We start from the raw sequence: 15,089 nt of genomic DNA on the forward strand, positions 1-15,089 counted from the left end.
AAAGATCAATGATCCGGAGTATTATCAGTTTGCCGTAAATAAAAGAAAGGATATCTGTGACTCTTCAGCTTCCAGTTACTATTATCAAAGAGGGATTGCTGCATTTAATCTGGGTGATTTCACGAAATCACTTACCTGGTATAATAAAGGCATTGAAAAATTTCCGGATAAGTATATGGCTTATTCATTCCGGGCAAATGTTGAACTTGCACTGGGAGAAAATCGCAAGGCAATTGCAGATCACAAAATAAGTTTGAGTCATCCGGAAGATATTGTAAAAGAGGTTTCGCAGGGTTCGGGATGGTATTCCGGTATACCGAATGATTCGTTGGATCTTTTCATGAGATCATTTAAAACATCAGCCTACATTTCCTATTCGTTTTGCCATTTCAATTTGGGCGAAACGGATTCGGCATTGCGGTGTATTGACTCAGCAATTCGTTATACAGTCGGAAACGGTGGCTCTGAATTCGGAGATGCATTCATGATGAAAGGAATCTTACTACTCGATAAAGGCATGTTTGTTGAAGCAGAAATGGCATTTAAAGAAATTGCAAAACACTTGCCTGAATGGTCGTTGTGCCAGGATTATATTGCTTTAGCACTGATTTGTCAGGGGAATAAAAACAGTGTCCTTTCGAGAAATAAAATAGAAATGAAGAGCCTAAGAAACATAGCAGATATTCAATGGATCTTACCGAATAAGCTATTGAAAGGTGCAGGTTATGCAGAACAGGCCTTAAGTCATATCCAAAAAGCGTTGAAAATGGATTCAAATGATTCGTTCGCATATTATCTGCGTGCTCATATTTACCGTCAAATGCGCATGGATTATTGTTCCGATTTCATAAAGGCAAACCAATTGGGATACCCGGTTGAGTTGGTTTATCTGAAAGAATGCAGATAAGGATATGAAATTCGACCGAAAATCCCTTCCGCAAGAACTGAAAATCCTGCTTGATTCCAAAGGAATTGCGCAGGCATACAGCATCTCAACAACCATTTCGGAATGGTTGGAAGTACATCCGGATCCGGATATGAATACCTTGCTTTGTGCCGCTCACTACGCCTGGGAATGTGCCCGTTTAACGGAATTGGATGACGATATCATAGATTTTGGAGAAGAAGCCATCGGTTTATTGGAGCGGGTTTTGATATTGGATCCGAGGCATGAAGAAGCATTGAAGCAAAAGTCAAAGATTCAGAAGAAAGTGAAGAAAGCGCAGAGAGGACGGGAAGAAGTCCTCCGATGGGAGCAAAAAGGTTTTCATGAAACGAATCGGGGAGTTTTGGATGAAGTGGCCTTTTATTACTTTGAAAAAGCGACTAAAAATCCGGAGTTCGCAGCGAAAGGTTATCGCTACTACCAACAAATTTATGCATACGATTTGCTGGAAGCCGAATTGCCGCGAGATGCCTTGTATCATTTTGCTACCATGGCTTATTGCAAATTCTATGCTGAAGGATATGAAGCGGCAAAAGCATTGATTGAAAAGACCCTGGCCTGGGAATTGAACGAGAAGTATAAAATATACGATTTCAAGGTTACCGATGTTTGGGTGATCGAATGGAGTCAATTGGCGAACCAGGATAACTTTCAGGCTTTCGAAGCATCCTTTCGGCGTTGGTATGAGAAAATGAAAGCAATCAGCCCGGACAAGGAACCTGATTCATTTGACTACAGCAATTTGAATCCGGTTGTTAAATGGTTGATGACGAAACCGGAAGGAAAGATTGTTTTACAATACATCCTGGAACATTGCTATCCGTTTTTGGCCAAAAAGAAGATTGATCTGAACAACTATCCATTGGTTTTGGAAACAATTGAACAGCGGCGTTAGTTTTATATAGGTCATCTGCGGAATCCGTGTGATCTGCGGGAAATATAGCTTAAATAATTACTTGTGACACAACACTTTTTGTTTTCTGTCGTCTATAATTCAAAACAAAGCAACCATGAATAAACTGATCTTAATCTTTTCACTTTCAATTATTGTAATTTTTTCTTGTAAGAAAGAAACCGAAGCGCCAAAAACAGCATTGATAGAAGTTGTGAAAAATAGCCCGGAAACCATTGCAATCGGAAACAATGTGCTAACGCTGAATACTTCGTTGTGGAGGGATTTTATGCCCGGGCCTGGAGCTCCTGAAAATGGAAGTTCGCTTTATTGTTTGGTAGAAGTGAAAAATTCACAGAATCTTGATCTACGGGAGCATATTACGCTTAAACGCGTGTACGTTATTAACGGGAATGAGTTATGGAACAGTGTTCTCACAGAACAGGATTATGGTTTCGAACATATTGTAGCCGGATCAGCAAACGAAGGACCTCTTTGGGGGCCAGATCTTCAGGTAGATGTTGTTTGTGAGTTTGAATACAACGGAGTAATCCGGAGAATGATCGCCAAATCTCAAAACATTGATATGACCATGTAAGCAGATCATTCAAAAATTAACTTTTCATTTTCATTTTTCTCATTTAACTCTTGTATCTTTACCCCAGCTTTAGGGGTGATGGTCTGTTGGCTGTCTGAGAAATACCCTTTGAACCTGACGCTGATGTATAAGCAATCAGCATTCCGGCATTCATCACCGGAATTCGGTTAGTACCGACGTAGGGAAAAGTAAATGAATACAGTCTTTGTAGTCATTCCTAAAGTGCGTATATTACAAATTGGAATGACGATATCTTTTAACAATCAAACACTCGAAGTGGAAGACCGGATGGTTCTTTCAAATTTTGTTTTTCAGCAAGTCGGTGAGAAACAAAACGGAATTGCTGTTGCCATCAACGGCGAGGTAAAACCCAAAACTATCTGGGAAGAAGTTCAGTTGAATGAACAGGACGATGTACTGATTATTAAAGCTACGCAAGGAGGGTAAATCCTCCCCCTTTATCCCCCTCCAAAGGGGGAAGGAAAATTAGAAAATCAGATAAAACTCAATAGAAAGAAATGAAAAAAGCAGACAAAACACCGGAAGCAGGAAGCATCACAACCGGACCGATCTCCGGTTCGAAGAAAGTTTATGTTCAGGGGAAAATTCACGATATCCAGGTAGCGATGCGTGAAATTACGCTGACACCAACAAAATTGACGAACGGAAAACTGGAGGAAAATGCTCCTGTGACTGTTTACGATACAGGTGGTGCCTATACAGATGAACATGCAGTAATTGACGTAAAAAAAGGTTTGTCGCGCCTGCGTGAACAATGGATTTTAGATCGTGGAGACGTTGAAGAACTAACGGATGTGAGTTCAGAGTACGGAAAAGAACGCAAAAACGACGAGAAGCTGGATGCATTGCGCTTTGAACATATTCGTAAACCGTTACGGGCTAAAGCAGGAATGAATGTTTCTCAATTGTATTATGCAAAGCAGGGAATCATCACTCCGGAGATGGAATACATTGCCATTCGTGAAAACCAGCGCGTGGATGAACTGAGATCTCAGTTAAACGGACAATACGAAGCGATGACTGCACAGCATCCGGGAGAAAGTTTCGGAGCGAATACACCGAAAGGATTCATTACGCCGGAATTTGTGCGTGATGAGATCGCAGCAGGTCGTGCGATTATTCCCAATAATATCAACCACCCGGAATCTGAACCGATGATTATCGGTCGAAACTTCCTGGTGAAAATCAATGCAAACATCGGAAACTCAGCTGTGACATCTTCCATCGAAGAAGAAGTAGAGAAAGCAGTTTGGGCTTGCCGTTGGGGAGCTGATACGATTATGGACTTGTCGACAGGTAAAAACATTCACGAAACACGCGAATGGATTATCCGCAACTCGCCGGTTCCGATTGGTACTGTGCCGATTTACCAGGCTTTGGAAAAAGTGAACGGGGTTGCAGAAGATCTGACGTGGGAAATTTTCCGCGATACGTTGATCGAACAAGCAGAACAAGGAGTTTCTTACTTTACGATTCACGCAGGAGTTTTATTGCGCTACATTCCGTTGACAGCAAAACGCGTTACCGGAATCGTTTCCCGTGGTGGTTCCATCATGGCGAAATGGTGTTTATCGCACCACAAAGAAAATTTCCTGTACACGCATTTCGAAGACATTTGTGAAATCATGAAGGCATACGACGTTGCGTTCTCTTTAGGAGACGGTTTGCGTCCGGGATCATTGGCTGATGCAAACGATGCTGCACAATTCGGCGAATTGGAAACCTTGGGTGAATTGACCAAAATTGCATGGAAACATGACGTTCAGGTCATGATTGAAGGCCCGGGACACGTTCCGATGCACATGATTAAAGAAAATATGGACAAGCAGTTGAAAGAATGCCACGAAGCACCTTTCTACACACTTGGACCATTGACAACAGATATTGCACCGGGTTACGACCACATTACTTCGGCAATCGGAGCAGCAATGATCGGTTGGTTCGGAACAGCAATGTTGTGTTACGTAACTCCGAAAGAACACCTGGGATTACCGAATCGCAAGGATGTGAAAGACGGAGTAATTACGTATAAACTGGCAGCTCACGCGGCGGATTTGGCAAAAGGACATCCCGGAGCACAATACCGCGATAACGCATTGAGTAAAGCGCGTTTCGAATTCCGTTGGGAAGACCAGTTTAACTTGTCTTTGGATCCGGATACGGCACGTGAATTCCACGACGAAACATTGCCTGCGGAAGGAGCGAAAATTGCTCACTTCTGTTCCATGTGCGGACCGAAATTCTGCTCCATGAAGATCACACAAGATATTCGTGATGCGGCAGAATCCGGAATGTTTGAAAAATCGGAAGAATTTAAAACAAAAGGAAGTCAAATTTATTTGTAATGCTCATCGTTATTTCCGATAGTGAATTGAAACCCGGCAAAGCAACGCTTGTAAACGAGTTGTTTCGCGCGGGATTAGATTTGTTTCACATTCGGAAGTATGAAGCTGATGAGAGCGAATTGATCGGATTTGTTCGGGCAATTGATCCGGAATACCGCACAAGATTGGTCTTGAATCATCACCATGATTTGGGAGTGAGTTTGGGATTGAAACGCTTTCATTATTCGGAACGGGACCGGAAAAAATGGGAAGATTCGAAATGGACCGGGGTGGATCCTGAAAAGATTTATTCGACTTCGGTGCACAGTATGGAAGAATACAACGGGTTGCCGGAGCATTTTTCCTATGCATTTCTGAGTCCTGTTTTTGACAGTATTTCGAAGCCCGGTTATCTGGCCGAATCATTCGATTTTTCGATCCGGAAAGAAAGCCCTGCAAAATTGATTGGTTTGGGAGGAATTCAGGCAGATAATGCGAAGGAAGCAATTGATTTGGGATTTGATGGAGTGGCTTTGCTGGGAGCAATCTGGAAATCAGAAAACCCGATTAACTCTTTGAAAGAGATAAAATCAGAATTATGAATTACGATCGCCCCATAGTACTAAGCATTGCCGGTTTCGACCCAACGGGAGGAGCAGGAGTGCTGGCTGATGTGAAAACATTCGAGCAGCATCATTGCCTGGGAATGGCGGTTTTGACCGGAAATACGAATCAAACTGAAACGGATTTTATTTCGGTGCATTGGTTTGAGAAAGATCATATTCTGAATCAATTATTGCCGATACTGGAAAACTACCGGGTTTCGGCGGTTAAAATCGGAATTGTGGAGAACCTGGATACTTTGTCGGCAATTTTGGCAGTTATAAAAGCTTCGTTTCCCTTGATCCCGATTGTTTGGGATCCTGTTTTATCGGCTTCCTCCGGTTTTGAACTGCATGCGAGCTGGAATCAGGAAACATTTCACGAGGTTTTGAAACTGGTAAGTCTGATTACACCGAACGAGCTGGAAGTGAAACGGGTTACGCAAACAGATGACGAAATTGAAGCAGCATTTCAATTGACACAGTTCACGCACGTGTTGCTGAAAGGTGGTCACAGTTCTGTTCGTCTGGGAGTAGACTTGTTGTTTGAAGGTGGAATTCCGAGAGAAATTCCTCCGAAAACGGATTCTGAAAAATGTTTTCCGAAACACGGTTCGGGATGCATTCTTTCCGCGGCAATCGCTTCGAATCTCGCATTGGGAGAAAACATGCTCGATGCGTGTCAGAAAGCGAAGCATTACATTGAAAAAAGATTAGCAAGCAATACACATTTATTAGCATATCATGCTGGATAGAATTCATTACATATCACAAGGTTCAACGCTTGACGAGCAGGAAAAAGACATCCTGGAAGCTTTTGAAGCGGGATGTAAATTGCTTCAGGTTCGTTTTAAAAACGGAACAAAAGAAGAAATCACCTCGCTGGCAAAAAAGGCCAAAGTCTGGAGTCAGTTTCACGAAGCAAAACTGATCATCAACGATTGGGTCGAAATTGCAAAGGAAACGGATGCCGACGGAGTTCATCTCGGATTAACGGACACTTCCGTTGCAGAAGCGCGTGCAATTCTCGGCCCGACAAAAATTATCGGAGGAACGGCAAATACCTTCCAGGATGTGTTGCAGCGAATAGCAGAAAAGTGCGATTATGTTGGTTTAGGCCCGTTTCGTTTCACGACTACCAAAGAGAAGTTGAGTCCGGTTCTCGGATTGGAAGGGTACAAACAGGTTGTTTCCGGATTGAAGGAGAGACAGCTGTCGATTCCCGTTTATGCCATCGGTGGAATTGAACTGGAGGATCTGGAAGATCTGAAACAAACAGGAGTTTATGGAGTTGCCGTTTCGGGAATTATTTCGAAATCCTCAGAAAAGGCACACATTGTAAGAGAAATAGAAAAGAAATTGGGGTAATGAAGACTTCAGGATGTTAAGATATCAGGACTTCAAGACTGTAAAAATTCTTAAGAAGAAAATTAGAATAGTATGTTAAAAATCGCAGATAAAGAATTGAAATCGCGTTTGTTTTTGGGAACAGGAAAGTTCGGTTCTTCAAAACAAATGGAAGAAGCAGTTTTGGCTTCCGGTTCAGAATTGGTAACAGTAGCTTTGAAACGGGTGGATCTGGAAACGGAAACGGATGATTTATTGGCTCATTTAAATCATTCCCACATCGGATTGTTGCCAAATACATCCGGAGCACGGAATGCGAAGGAAGCTGTTTTTGCGGCTCAATTGGCACGGGATGCAATGGAAACGAATTGGCTAAAACTGGAAATTCATCCGGATCCGAAGTATTTACTTCCTGACCCGATCGAAACGCTGAAAGCAACGGAAGAACTGGCAAAATTAGGCTTTGTGATCTTGCCGTATATTCATGCTGATCCGGTTTTGTGTAAGCGCTTGGAAGATGTGGGGACGGCGGCCGTCATGCCTTTGGGAGCACCTATCGGAACGAATAAAGGATTGAAAACACTGGATTTCCTGGAAATTATCATCGAACAAAGTAAGGTTCCGGTGATTGTGGACGCAGGAATCGGAGCACCTTCTCATGCGGCATATGCCATGGAACTGGGAGCAGATGCTGTTTTGGTAAATACGGCGATTGCAGTTGCTCAGAATCCGAAAGAAATGGCGCTGGCTTTTAAAATGGCTGTAGAAGCAGGAAGAATGGCATACGAATCCGGATTGGGTGCGGTGTCGAGATCAGCGAATGCTTCCAGCCCGTTGACTGGATTTTTGAATTTATGAGATTTGATTCCCCCTTTGGAGGGGGATAAAGGGGGAGGATAAATAATGAACTTTACAACACTTTTTCAAAATACCAATTGGGACGAGGTAAAATCTTCCATCTACGCGAAAACAGCGAGAGATGTGGAACGCGCTTTGGCCAAGGAAAAACGGGATCTGGAAGATTTCAAAGCTTTGATTTCGCCGGCTGCGGAACCTTATTTGGAGCAAATGGCCCAAATCAGTCATCAATTGACTCAAAAACGTTTCGGAAAAACCATTCAGCTCTATACACCGATGTATTTGAGTAATGAATGCAACAATATTTGTACGTATTGCGGTTTTAGTTTTGATAACAAAATCCGTCGTAAAACACTGAATGATGCTGAAATCCGCCAGGAAGTGGACTTTTTGAAGGAACGAGGATTCAATCACATTTTGTTGGTGACAGGTGAAGCAAATCACACGGTACACATGTCGTATTTCAAGCATGCATTGGAATTGATGCGTACTGATTTCGCGAATATTTCCATGGAAGTACAACCTTTGGATTTGGAAGAATACAAAGAATTGCATGAAGCCGGTGTGTATTCCGTTTTGGTATACCAGGAAACCTATCACCAGGATGTGTACAAAGCGTATCACCCGAAAGGAAAGAAATCGAATTTCCAATACCGTTTGGACACTCCCGATCGCTGTGGAGAAGCGGGAATTCACAAAATAGGTTTGGGAGTATTGCTTGGTTTGGAAGATTGGCGCACGGATTCGTTCTTCTGCGCGATGCACCTGGATTATCTGCAAAAAACGTTCTGGCAAACGAAGTATTCCATTTCTTTTCCGCGTATGCGGCCTGCGGAAGGAATTATCGAACCGAATGTGATTGTTGGCGACAGGGAATTGGTTCAATTGATCTGTGCATACCGCTTAATGAATGAAGACGTGGAATTATCGGTTTCCACGCGTGAATCGGAGCACTTCAGAAATCATGTGATTCCGTTGGGTGTTACAACTATGAGCGCCGGGTCGAAAACCAATCCGGGGGGATATGTGGTAGAACCGGAATCGTTGGAACAATTTGAAATTTCGGATGAGCGTTCGGTAGAAGAAATTGCGGCATTGATCAAACAGAATGGGTATGAAGCCGTTTGGAAAGATTGGGACCGCAGTTATTCAAAAGTAGCAGATCATGTTTAGTGAAAACGAAGCAAAGCGCTATTCCAAACAAACAATTTTGGATGAGGTTGGTTTGTTGGGACAGGTGAAATTGAAAAATGCACGTGTTGCCGTAATTGGCGCCGGAGGTTTGGGCTGCCCGGTCATTCAATATTTGTCGAGTAGCGGAGTAGGAACAATCGGAATCATTGACTTTGATGTAATTGAGCATTCCAATTTGCATAGGCAGGTTCTTTACGGTCCGGGAGATGTCGGAAGAAAGAAAGCTGAAGTGGCTAAAGAACGTGCTTTGGCGCAAAATCCGGACACTAACATCGAATTATTTGATTGTGCATTAACGGATGAAAATGCCGAATCCATTCTTTCTCAGTTTGATCTGGTGGTAGATGGCTGCGATAATTTCCTGACACGTTATACAGTGAACGATGCCTGTGTGAAACTCGGTTTACCATTGGTTTACGGAAGTATTCTGGGATTCCAGGGGCAGATAGCCGTTTTTAATTACGAAGGAAGCAAGCATCTCCGTGATATTTTCCCGGAACCACCCAATGCAGAAGAAGTACCGAATTGCTCGGATAACGGTGTTTTGGGAGTTGTTCCCGGAGTCATCGGAACCTTGATGGTAAATGAGGCTTTGAAATGTATTTTGGGACTTGAAAATCAAACAAACGTTTACCGGCTTTTTGATTTGCTTTCTATGAAGCAGACGGAGTTGAAGTATTAAGTTTGGATTTTGTTACCCCTCAAGGGGAAAAAGAAATCCTCTTTTTAAGAAGATATTCTCAGGCTTCCTCCCTTGAGGGAGGATCGAGGAGGGTGGCTGATCTCAAAGCATGAATCACATGCCTGATCTGTTCTGAGATCAGATCTAAATTATTCAAAACATCTCCTTCCGAAAAACGGATAATAGTATATCCCAATGAAATGAGTTTATCTTCGCGATAGCGGTCATAATCTCCTTTGTTAGTATGCGAATTACCGTCAATTTCAATAATTAAACCAATTTCAGGCGCAAAAAAGTCGACTATAAAATTGTAAACAGATCTTTGACGCAAAAAACGTTCACCGGTCTGTTTGCGTGAAAGTAATCCCTTCCAAATATACTTTTCGGCTTTCGAAATAGTTTCAGTTCTTAATTCCCGCGCATATTCTTTAAGTTTCGGATTGTAGTAGTGGTGATGGTATAATTTCATATTTTAAGTTACGGAAATATCTTAAAAGATGCAATTCGCATATGCCACCTCCCTTAATCCCTCCTCAAGGAGGGAGACTGAATCATGAGATCTAAATTCTATTTCTTTTTATAGCTTTCTAATTGCAATCCTCTTAAAAAATTACGCAGAAACTGATCTCCGCAAACCCGGTAATGCGGATGTTTCGGATCTCTGAAAAAAGCATTCAGTTCCGGTTTCCCAATTCGGATATCTGCTTTTTTGAGAGTTTCAACAATGTCATCATCTTTGAAATTCAATGCGATACGCAGTTTTCTGAAAATGATGTTGTTGGTTAATTTCTCTTCGTTTTCCGGAATTTTTCCATCTTTCAGCCCTCTTTGGTCTACAATGAACCCATTCAGAAGCGCAGCCAAATCCCGGTCCGGCATTGCCTTAAATCCTTCATACTGTTCTTGTTTCATCCACGCAAAAATATCTAAGGGTGAAACGATGTATTCGACAGATTTGAAAAGCTGCCCGATTTTTTCTTCGTCCCATTCGTAGATTTTTCGAAGCTTGTAAAAGATGTAATTGTTATCCATGCGGCAAAGGTAGAATAAAAGCTCTTAATTGACGGATAGGGATTTTATCAATCTTTGATTTCCTCTAGTAATCTGTCGTTTTGAATTCCCCATTTTTCAAAAACTTTCGTTAATTCGATGAGCACGGATTTGGGTGTTTTAATATTGGTTTGAATCGTATTTTGACCATCACTTAGTTTTAGCCAGGCAATAGTTTGCTGCGTTCCTTCATATTCAACACGATCTTCCGTATCAATGATTGAGACGATCAGATTCTCTATTTTAAACTCAAATTCTTTGTAGGAAATTTTCTTTGCTTCCGGCTTGTAGATTAATAGATCATTTGCAAGCATAAAGTTCTCTTTTCCGTATTTATTCCAAGTCGCCAAACGATAGAAAAAATACGCGCCAAAACCTAGAGCGATAGTGAATACTAGTAATCCGATTGCGGGTTTTCCACCTGAAAAGACAATAAAAATGAAAGCCAGGATTGGAATAGCAATCATCAAATACATCAGAGACAAGGTGATATAATATCCGGATTTGTTTAACTTGAAATTTGTCAATTCGATTTTTTCTGCGCTTGAGGTAAATGGTTGAGTCATTTTTATGCTTTTAATAAAGTAATGAGTGAATCGGATATAAATTTAGTTGGAAAACCATTAAAACTACTTTCCGATTGTTCTTATCCTCAAAATTAACTACTTACTTGTTGCCGGTATATGGACATTTGCTAGTATTTTTGCAAAAATAAATTTTCAGTGAAGAAACTATTTAAAAGTAAATGGTTTAAAATCCCATATTACACCTTGCTTTATGCTTTTGCAATTGCGGGATTTTTTTTAATTGCCAGTTATACTGCAATCAAATTCGGTTTCACAAAGGAATCGGGAATGGTGGATGCCAACAACCGCTATTTCCAGGAAATGCAGGATAAATACAATCAGGACTTCAAGGTAGACAGTGTGACGATGGTTCAAAAGCGCTACGAAGCGATGGAACGAATCATTGTGTTGAATGAATATTACCCTCAAAATGCGCAATACATTCTTTCCGTACTTCAGGATGGGGCGGATAGTTACGAAGTTTTGCGTATGCTGGATGCGGTAGATCTGCAGTTGAAGGAAAACAAATCGTACCAAAAAGCAATCTCAAAAATCCGGTTCAATTCCAAACAGGCAAAAGAAGTGACTACTTTGAGTGCTTTTGAATGGATGAATATCGCGGAATGGAAAACGTTCAAGGAAGCTGTTGCAAAGGACAAAAAACTCATTGATTCGGTGGCTAATCAAACCGGAGTAGAGGGGCGTTTGATTGTTTCCTGTTTGGTTGGTGAGCAAATCCGCTTGTTCAATTCTTCCCGCGAAGCATATAAGAAATGGATCGGGCCGCTGAAAGTACTTTCGGTAGAATCTCAATTCTCATTTGGTGTAACCGGGATTAAAGAACACACTGCGAAGAACATCGAAAGTCATTTGAAAAACCCGAACAGTATTTTCTATCTGGGTCCGCAATACGAACATTTGTTGAATTTCAAAGGGCAGGATACGGCAACGGTAAACAAAGAACGAATTGACCGTTTGACGGATTTCCACAACCACTATTATTCCTACATGTACGCAGCTGTTTTTTTAAAGCAAATGAAGGTGCAGTGGGAGAAAGCCGGTTTCCCGATTGACAAACGCCCGGAAATTCTGGCGACCTTGTTCAATGTCGGTTATCCGCAATCAAAACCGAAATCGAATCCGAGAGTAGGCGGGTCGACCATTAAAATTTATGAAAAACCTTATTCTTTCGGAGCAATTGCGTATCAATTCTATTATTCCGGCGAGCTTTTTGATCTGTTCCCATTTGAAAAAAAGAAGTTTGACTGGAATGAAGATGCATAAAGCAGCCATTTTCGCTTTATTTTTTATTGGAAGTTTCTCTTCATTCGCTCAGGATGGAACGGATACGCTTTACAAAAGACCGAAGGACACGATGGATCTGGTAATTCATTGGCAGAAAATCGGGAAAGGGGTTTCGTTTTGTGAAACGGATGCACCTGTGCGATCCATTATGGGAGATTCCAGACTGACTATTCTGAAAATTGATCCGAAACTAGTTGAGTTTGATTTGTTCACAGCTTCCGGAATGGATAGTGTTTCAAGATCCGTGAAAACCTGGGCTGATACGATGAATCTGAACATTGTATTCAATGCCGGAATGTATGACCTGGCAAAACCGTTAATGAGCAGAGGTTTGCTGAAAAACGGATCGCACAACAATCAGTTTGCTTACAAAGAGGGCTGGAATGTCATGTTTGCGCTCAATCCGGTTGATTCGCTGAATGCAATGGATGCCGTGGTTTATGATATGGAATGCACTTCATACGCCCAGATTGAAAATAAGTATACCAGCTTCGCCCAGGGATTACGCATGTTGGATTGTTCCGGAAACCCGATGAACTGGAAAAAACGTATTCAATCCTGCAGTATGTTGGTTTGCGCCCACGACGATCAGGATAACCTGATGATTATCTTTTGTCGCTCTCCGTACACACACAACCAAATGATTGGGTTTATGAAGCAGTTCCCTACACCTTTACACAATGCAATTTATATGGAGGGCGGGCCGGAAACAAGTTTGTATGTGCATATCGGTGATTTCTGTATGCAGAAAGTTGGGAGTTATGTTTCAGGAACGTATACAAAAGATACCAATGAGTCTTATTGGGCTTTGCCGAATGTGATTGGGATTCGGGTAAAGAAGTGAGTTATAGTGAAAATTTTGTTTGTATTGCCGGGCGGGCGTAATTCCGCAATATTACGTCCGGGGATATAGAAATTCAAGAACTTCTTTAAGAGCAATCGTTTGGTAGAAATTCAGAATGTTTATCAGGTAATATCGCTAAAATAAAGGGATCGGGAACGAAGCCGTCAATCCGATTCATGCAAAGGAATCTAACAACAACCCATCGTTTTATTGGTAGGTAATTCCGCAATATTACGTCCGGTCTTTCCGTTGAATTATCTGACTACAGTAACAAATCCGTGATACTTCGTTTTAATACCTGAGTTATTACTCACCACAAAAACATACGTATAAACACCATCCGGAACCATCAATCCTTCTTTGGTTTTTCCATCCCATGTCAGATCATCCAAATAAAATTCCTTGATAATATTTCCCCAACGGTTTACAATGAATCCTTCTTCCAAATAGCCACCCATAATGCTGATTGCAAAGAAATCATTCGTATGATCATTATTCGGAGTGAAGATGTTTGGAATGTACACTGCGTAATCTTCGATACTGCAATCTTCAAATACCAAATGAACCGTATGAGTTGTAGGACAACCATTTCCGTCTACAATGTTCCAAACAACATTATCAGACTGATAATACCAGGTTCCCTGAAGTTCCAGTGAATCTCCCTGGCAACGTGTTTTATTTTCGGCTTGTGGAGTTACATCATAAACAGAAAGAACCAACGTATGTGTGCTGTCACATCCATTTTGTCCGGTAAACTGGAATGGATAAGAACCTGCGGTCGTAAAAGTTTGTCCGTTGAACGTATAGCTTGATCCCGGGCAAATGCTGTGAGCTTCACTTGTTGTTTGAGGAGTACATCCTGTTACAACAATCGTTTGACAGTCTTGGGAAGCACATGCTCCGGCACCAACTGAATAACAAACCTGGTAAGTTCCTGCGCCTGCTGTTTGTGGATTGAAAAGCCCGGAAGCAGAGATACATGTTCCGCAATTCGCAGTCCAGGTTCCACCGGTGCTTGCAGCAGCAAATTGAACCGGTGCATCAGATGTTGAGAATGGTCCTGTAGTTTGAATTGTAGGATCCTGGATAGCAGTTCCTGCTAAAATGGTTCCGGTAGAGTTGCCGGAACAACCGTTTTGGTCTGTTACAGTCACAGAATATGTTCCCGGACATTGGTTGATGATGTTTGCCAAAGTAGAATTGTCATTCCACAAGTAAGCATATGGAGCAGTTCCTCCGGAAGCCGCTGCAGTCAATGTGCCGTCGCAGCTTCCTGCGCAAGTTTCGTTTGCAACCGTGATCTGAACATTTAAATTATTATTTCCGGGAGCAACAACAGCTTGTGCATTTCCGATACAACCATTGTGATCTGTTACCTGAACCGTATAATTCGCTGCACATATATTTGAAATTCCGGATGTTGTTGCACCGTTTGACCACGAATAAGTATATGGAGTAGCTCCACCTGTAACGACTGTTGATACAGAGCCATTACACGTGTTTTGACACGTTTCATTTACCGGTGTTGCAGTAACTGAAACAATCGCTCCGTTTGCAACAATTGCCTGCGCACTTCCTGTACATCCGACATGATCCGTTACCTGAACTGTATAAGTTGCAGGACATAAAGCCGTAATAGTTGCCGTTGTAGCACCGTTTGACCAGGAATAAGTAAACGGAGCAGTTCCACCCGTAATCGTGGATGAAGCAGTACCATTACATGCATTCTGACACGTTTCATTTGTTGCACTTGCCTGAACAGCGAGCGTACTTGCATTATTTGTGACCGTTGCCTGAGCAGTCATTGAACAACCTCCGGCATCCGTTACGGTCACAGTATAAGTTCCTGCGCATAAAGTT

The 15,089-nt window shown here is 42.0% G+C and carries 17 protein-coding genes; 13 read left to right on the forward strand and 4 right to left on the reverse strand.

Going from position 1 to position 15,089, the window contains the following annotated elements; translation table 11 throughout:
- From Q1V93_RS08940 to Q1V93_RS08990, 11 genes are all read left to right on the forward strand, one after another.
- Nucleotides 1-907 (forward strand): tetratricopeptide repeat protein (locus tag Q1V93_RS08940; RefSeq protein WP_300663891.1); only part of this gene is annotated, 907 nt, incomplete at its 5' end.
- Between the two features lie 4 nt (nucleotides 908-911).
- Nucleotides 912-1,841 (forward strand): hypothetical protein, encoded by a 930-nt coding sequence (locus Q1V93_RS08945; RefSeq protein WP_300663893.1) that lies wholly within the window; start codon nucleotides 912-914, stop codon nucleotides 1,839-1,841.
- A 115-nt stretch (nucleotides 1,842-1,956) separates the two neighbouring features.
- Nucleotides 1,957-2,436 carry a hypothetical protein gene (locus tag Q1V93_RS08950; protein WP_300663895.1) on the forward strand — a complete coding sequence of 160 codons (480 nt, stop codon included), beginning with the start codon at nucleotides 1,957-1,959 and terminating at the stop codon, nucleotides 2,434-2,436.
- A gap of 243 nt (nucleotides 2,437-2,679) precedes the next feature.
- On the forward strand, nucleotides 2,680-2,883 hold the full coding sequence (gene thiS, locus Q1V93_RS08955) for a sulfur carrier protein ThiS (RefSeq protein WP_300663897.1): 204 nt from the start codon (nucleotides 2,680-2,682) through the stop codon (nucleotides 2,881-2,883).
- Between the two features lie 71 nt (nucleotides 2,884-2,954).
- Nucleotides 2,955-4,802, forward strand: coding sequence for a phosphomethylpyrimidine synthase ThiC (gene thiC, locus Q1V93_RS08960; protein ID WP_300663899.1), 1,848 nt, complete (start codon nucleotides 2,955-2,957; stop codon nucleotides 4,800-4,802).
- The gene (locus Q1V93_RS08965; protein ID WP_300663901.1) at nucleotides 4,802-5,383 is read left to right on the forward strand and encodes a thiamine phosphate synthase; all 582 of its coding nucleotides are present in this window, start codon (nucleotides 4,802-4,804) and stop codon (nucleotides 5,381-5,383) included. Before thiC ends, Q1V93_RS08965 begins: the two co-directional genes overlap by 1 nt.
- A complete protein-coding gene (locus tag Q1V93_RS08970; RefSeq protein ID WP_300663903.1) occupies nucleotides 5,380-6,138 on the forward strand; it encodes a hydroxymethylpyrimidine/phosphomethylpyrimidine kinase in 759 nt (252 codons plus the stop codon). The genes Q1V93_RS08965 and Q1V93_RS08970 overlap by 4 nt, the downstream gene beginning before the upstream one ends.
- Nucleotides 6,128-6,751 (forward strand): thiamine phosphate synthase, encoded by a 624-nt coding sequence (gene thiE / locus Q1V93_RS08975; protein WP_300663905.1) that lies wholly within the window; start codon nucleotides 6,128-6,130, stop codon nucleotides 6,749-6,751. The genes Q1V93_RS08970 and thiE overlap by 11 nt, the downstream gene beginning before the upstream one ends.
- Before the next feature lie 72 nt (nucleotides 6,752-6,823).
- Entirely contained in the window at nucleotides 6,824-7,588 is a 765-nt protein-coding gene (locus tag Q1V93_RS08980) for a thiazole synthase (protein WP_300663907.1), read from the forward strand.
- A gap of 45 nt (nucleotides 7,589-7,633) precedes the next feature.
- Nucleotides 7,634-8,761 carry a 2-iminoacetate synthase ThiH gene (gene thiH / locus Q1V93_RS08985; protein WP_300663909.1) on the forward strand — a complete coding sequence of 376 codons (1,128 nt, stop codon included), beginning with the start codon at nucleotides 7,634-7,636 and terminating at the stop codon, nucleotides 8,759-8,761.
- Nucleotides 8,754-9,464 carry a HesA/MoeB/ThiF family protein gene (locus Q1V93_RS08990; RefSeq protein ID WP_300663911.1) on the forward strand — a complete coding sequence of 237 codons (711 nt, stop codon included), beginning with the start codon at nucleotides 8,754-8,756 and terminating at the stop codon, nucleotides 9,462-9,464. The genes thiH and Q1V93_RS08990 overlap by 8 nt, the downstream gene beginning before the upstream one ends.
- A gap of 58 nt (nucleotides 9,465-9,522) precedes the next feature.
- On the opposite strand, the gene Q1V93_RS08995 is transcribed toward Q1V93_RS08990, so the two are convergent.
- The 3 genes from Q1V93_RS08995 to Q1V93_RS09005 all read right to left on the reverse strand — a co-directional run bounded on the left by Q1V93_RS08995 (nucleotide 9,523) and on the right by Q1V93_RS09005 (nucleotide 11,080).
- Entirely contained in the window at nucleotides 9,523-9,933 is a 411-nt protein-coding gene (locus Q1V93_RS08995; RefSeq protein WP_300663914.1) for an endonuclease domain-containing protein, read from the reverse strand.
- A gap of 98 nt (nucleotides 9,934-10,031) precedes the next feature.
- Complete coding sequence (locus tag Q1V93_RS09000; protein ID WP_300663916.1) at nucleotides 10,032-10,496, reverse strand: DUF1456 family protein; 465 nt, start codon at nucleotides 10,494-10,496, stop codon at nucleotides 10,032-10,034.
- 47 nt (nucleotides 10,497-10,543) lie between these two features.
- Entirely contained in the window at nucleotides 10,544-11,080 is a 537-nt protein-coding gene (locus Q1V93_RS09005; RefSeq protein WP_300663918.1) for a hypothetical protein, read from the reverse strand.
- Nucleotides 11,081-11,236: 156 nt separating this feature from the next.
- On the opposite strand from Q1V93_RS09005, the gene Q1V93_RS09010 reads away from it, so the two are divergent.
- On the forward strand, nucleotides 11,237-12,364 hold the full coding sequence (locus tag Q1V93_RS09010) for a hypothetical protein (RefSeq protein WP_300663920.1): 1,128 nt from the start codon (nucleotides 11,237-11,239) through the stop codon (nucleotides 12,362-12,364).
- The gene (locus Q1V93_RS09015; protein ID WP_300663921.1) at nucleotides 12,351-13,229 is read left to right on the forward strand and encodes a hypothetical protein; all 879 of its coding nucleotides are present in this window, start codon (nucleotides 12,351-12,353) and stop codon (nucleotides 13,227-13,229) included. Before Q1V93_RS09010 ends, Q1V93_RS09015 begins: the two co-directional genes overlap by 14 nt.
- 254 nt (nucleotides 13,230-13,483) lie before the next feature.
- Here Q1V93_RS09015 and Q1V93_RS09020 read toward each other — a convergent pair.
- Nucleotides 13,484-15,089 (reverse strand): gliding motility-associated C-terminal domain-containing protein (locus Q1V93_RS09020; protein WP_300663923.1); only part of this gene is annotated, 1,606 nt, incomplete at its 5' end.

Origin of the sequence: Fluviicola sp. (assembly GCF_030151805.1) — a bacterium.
Taxonomy (GTDB): Bacteria; Bacteroidota; Bacteroidia; order Flavobacteriales_D; family Crocinitomicaceae; genus Fluviicola.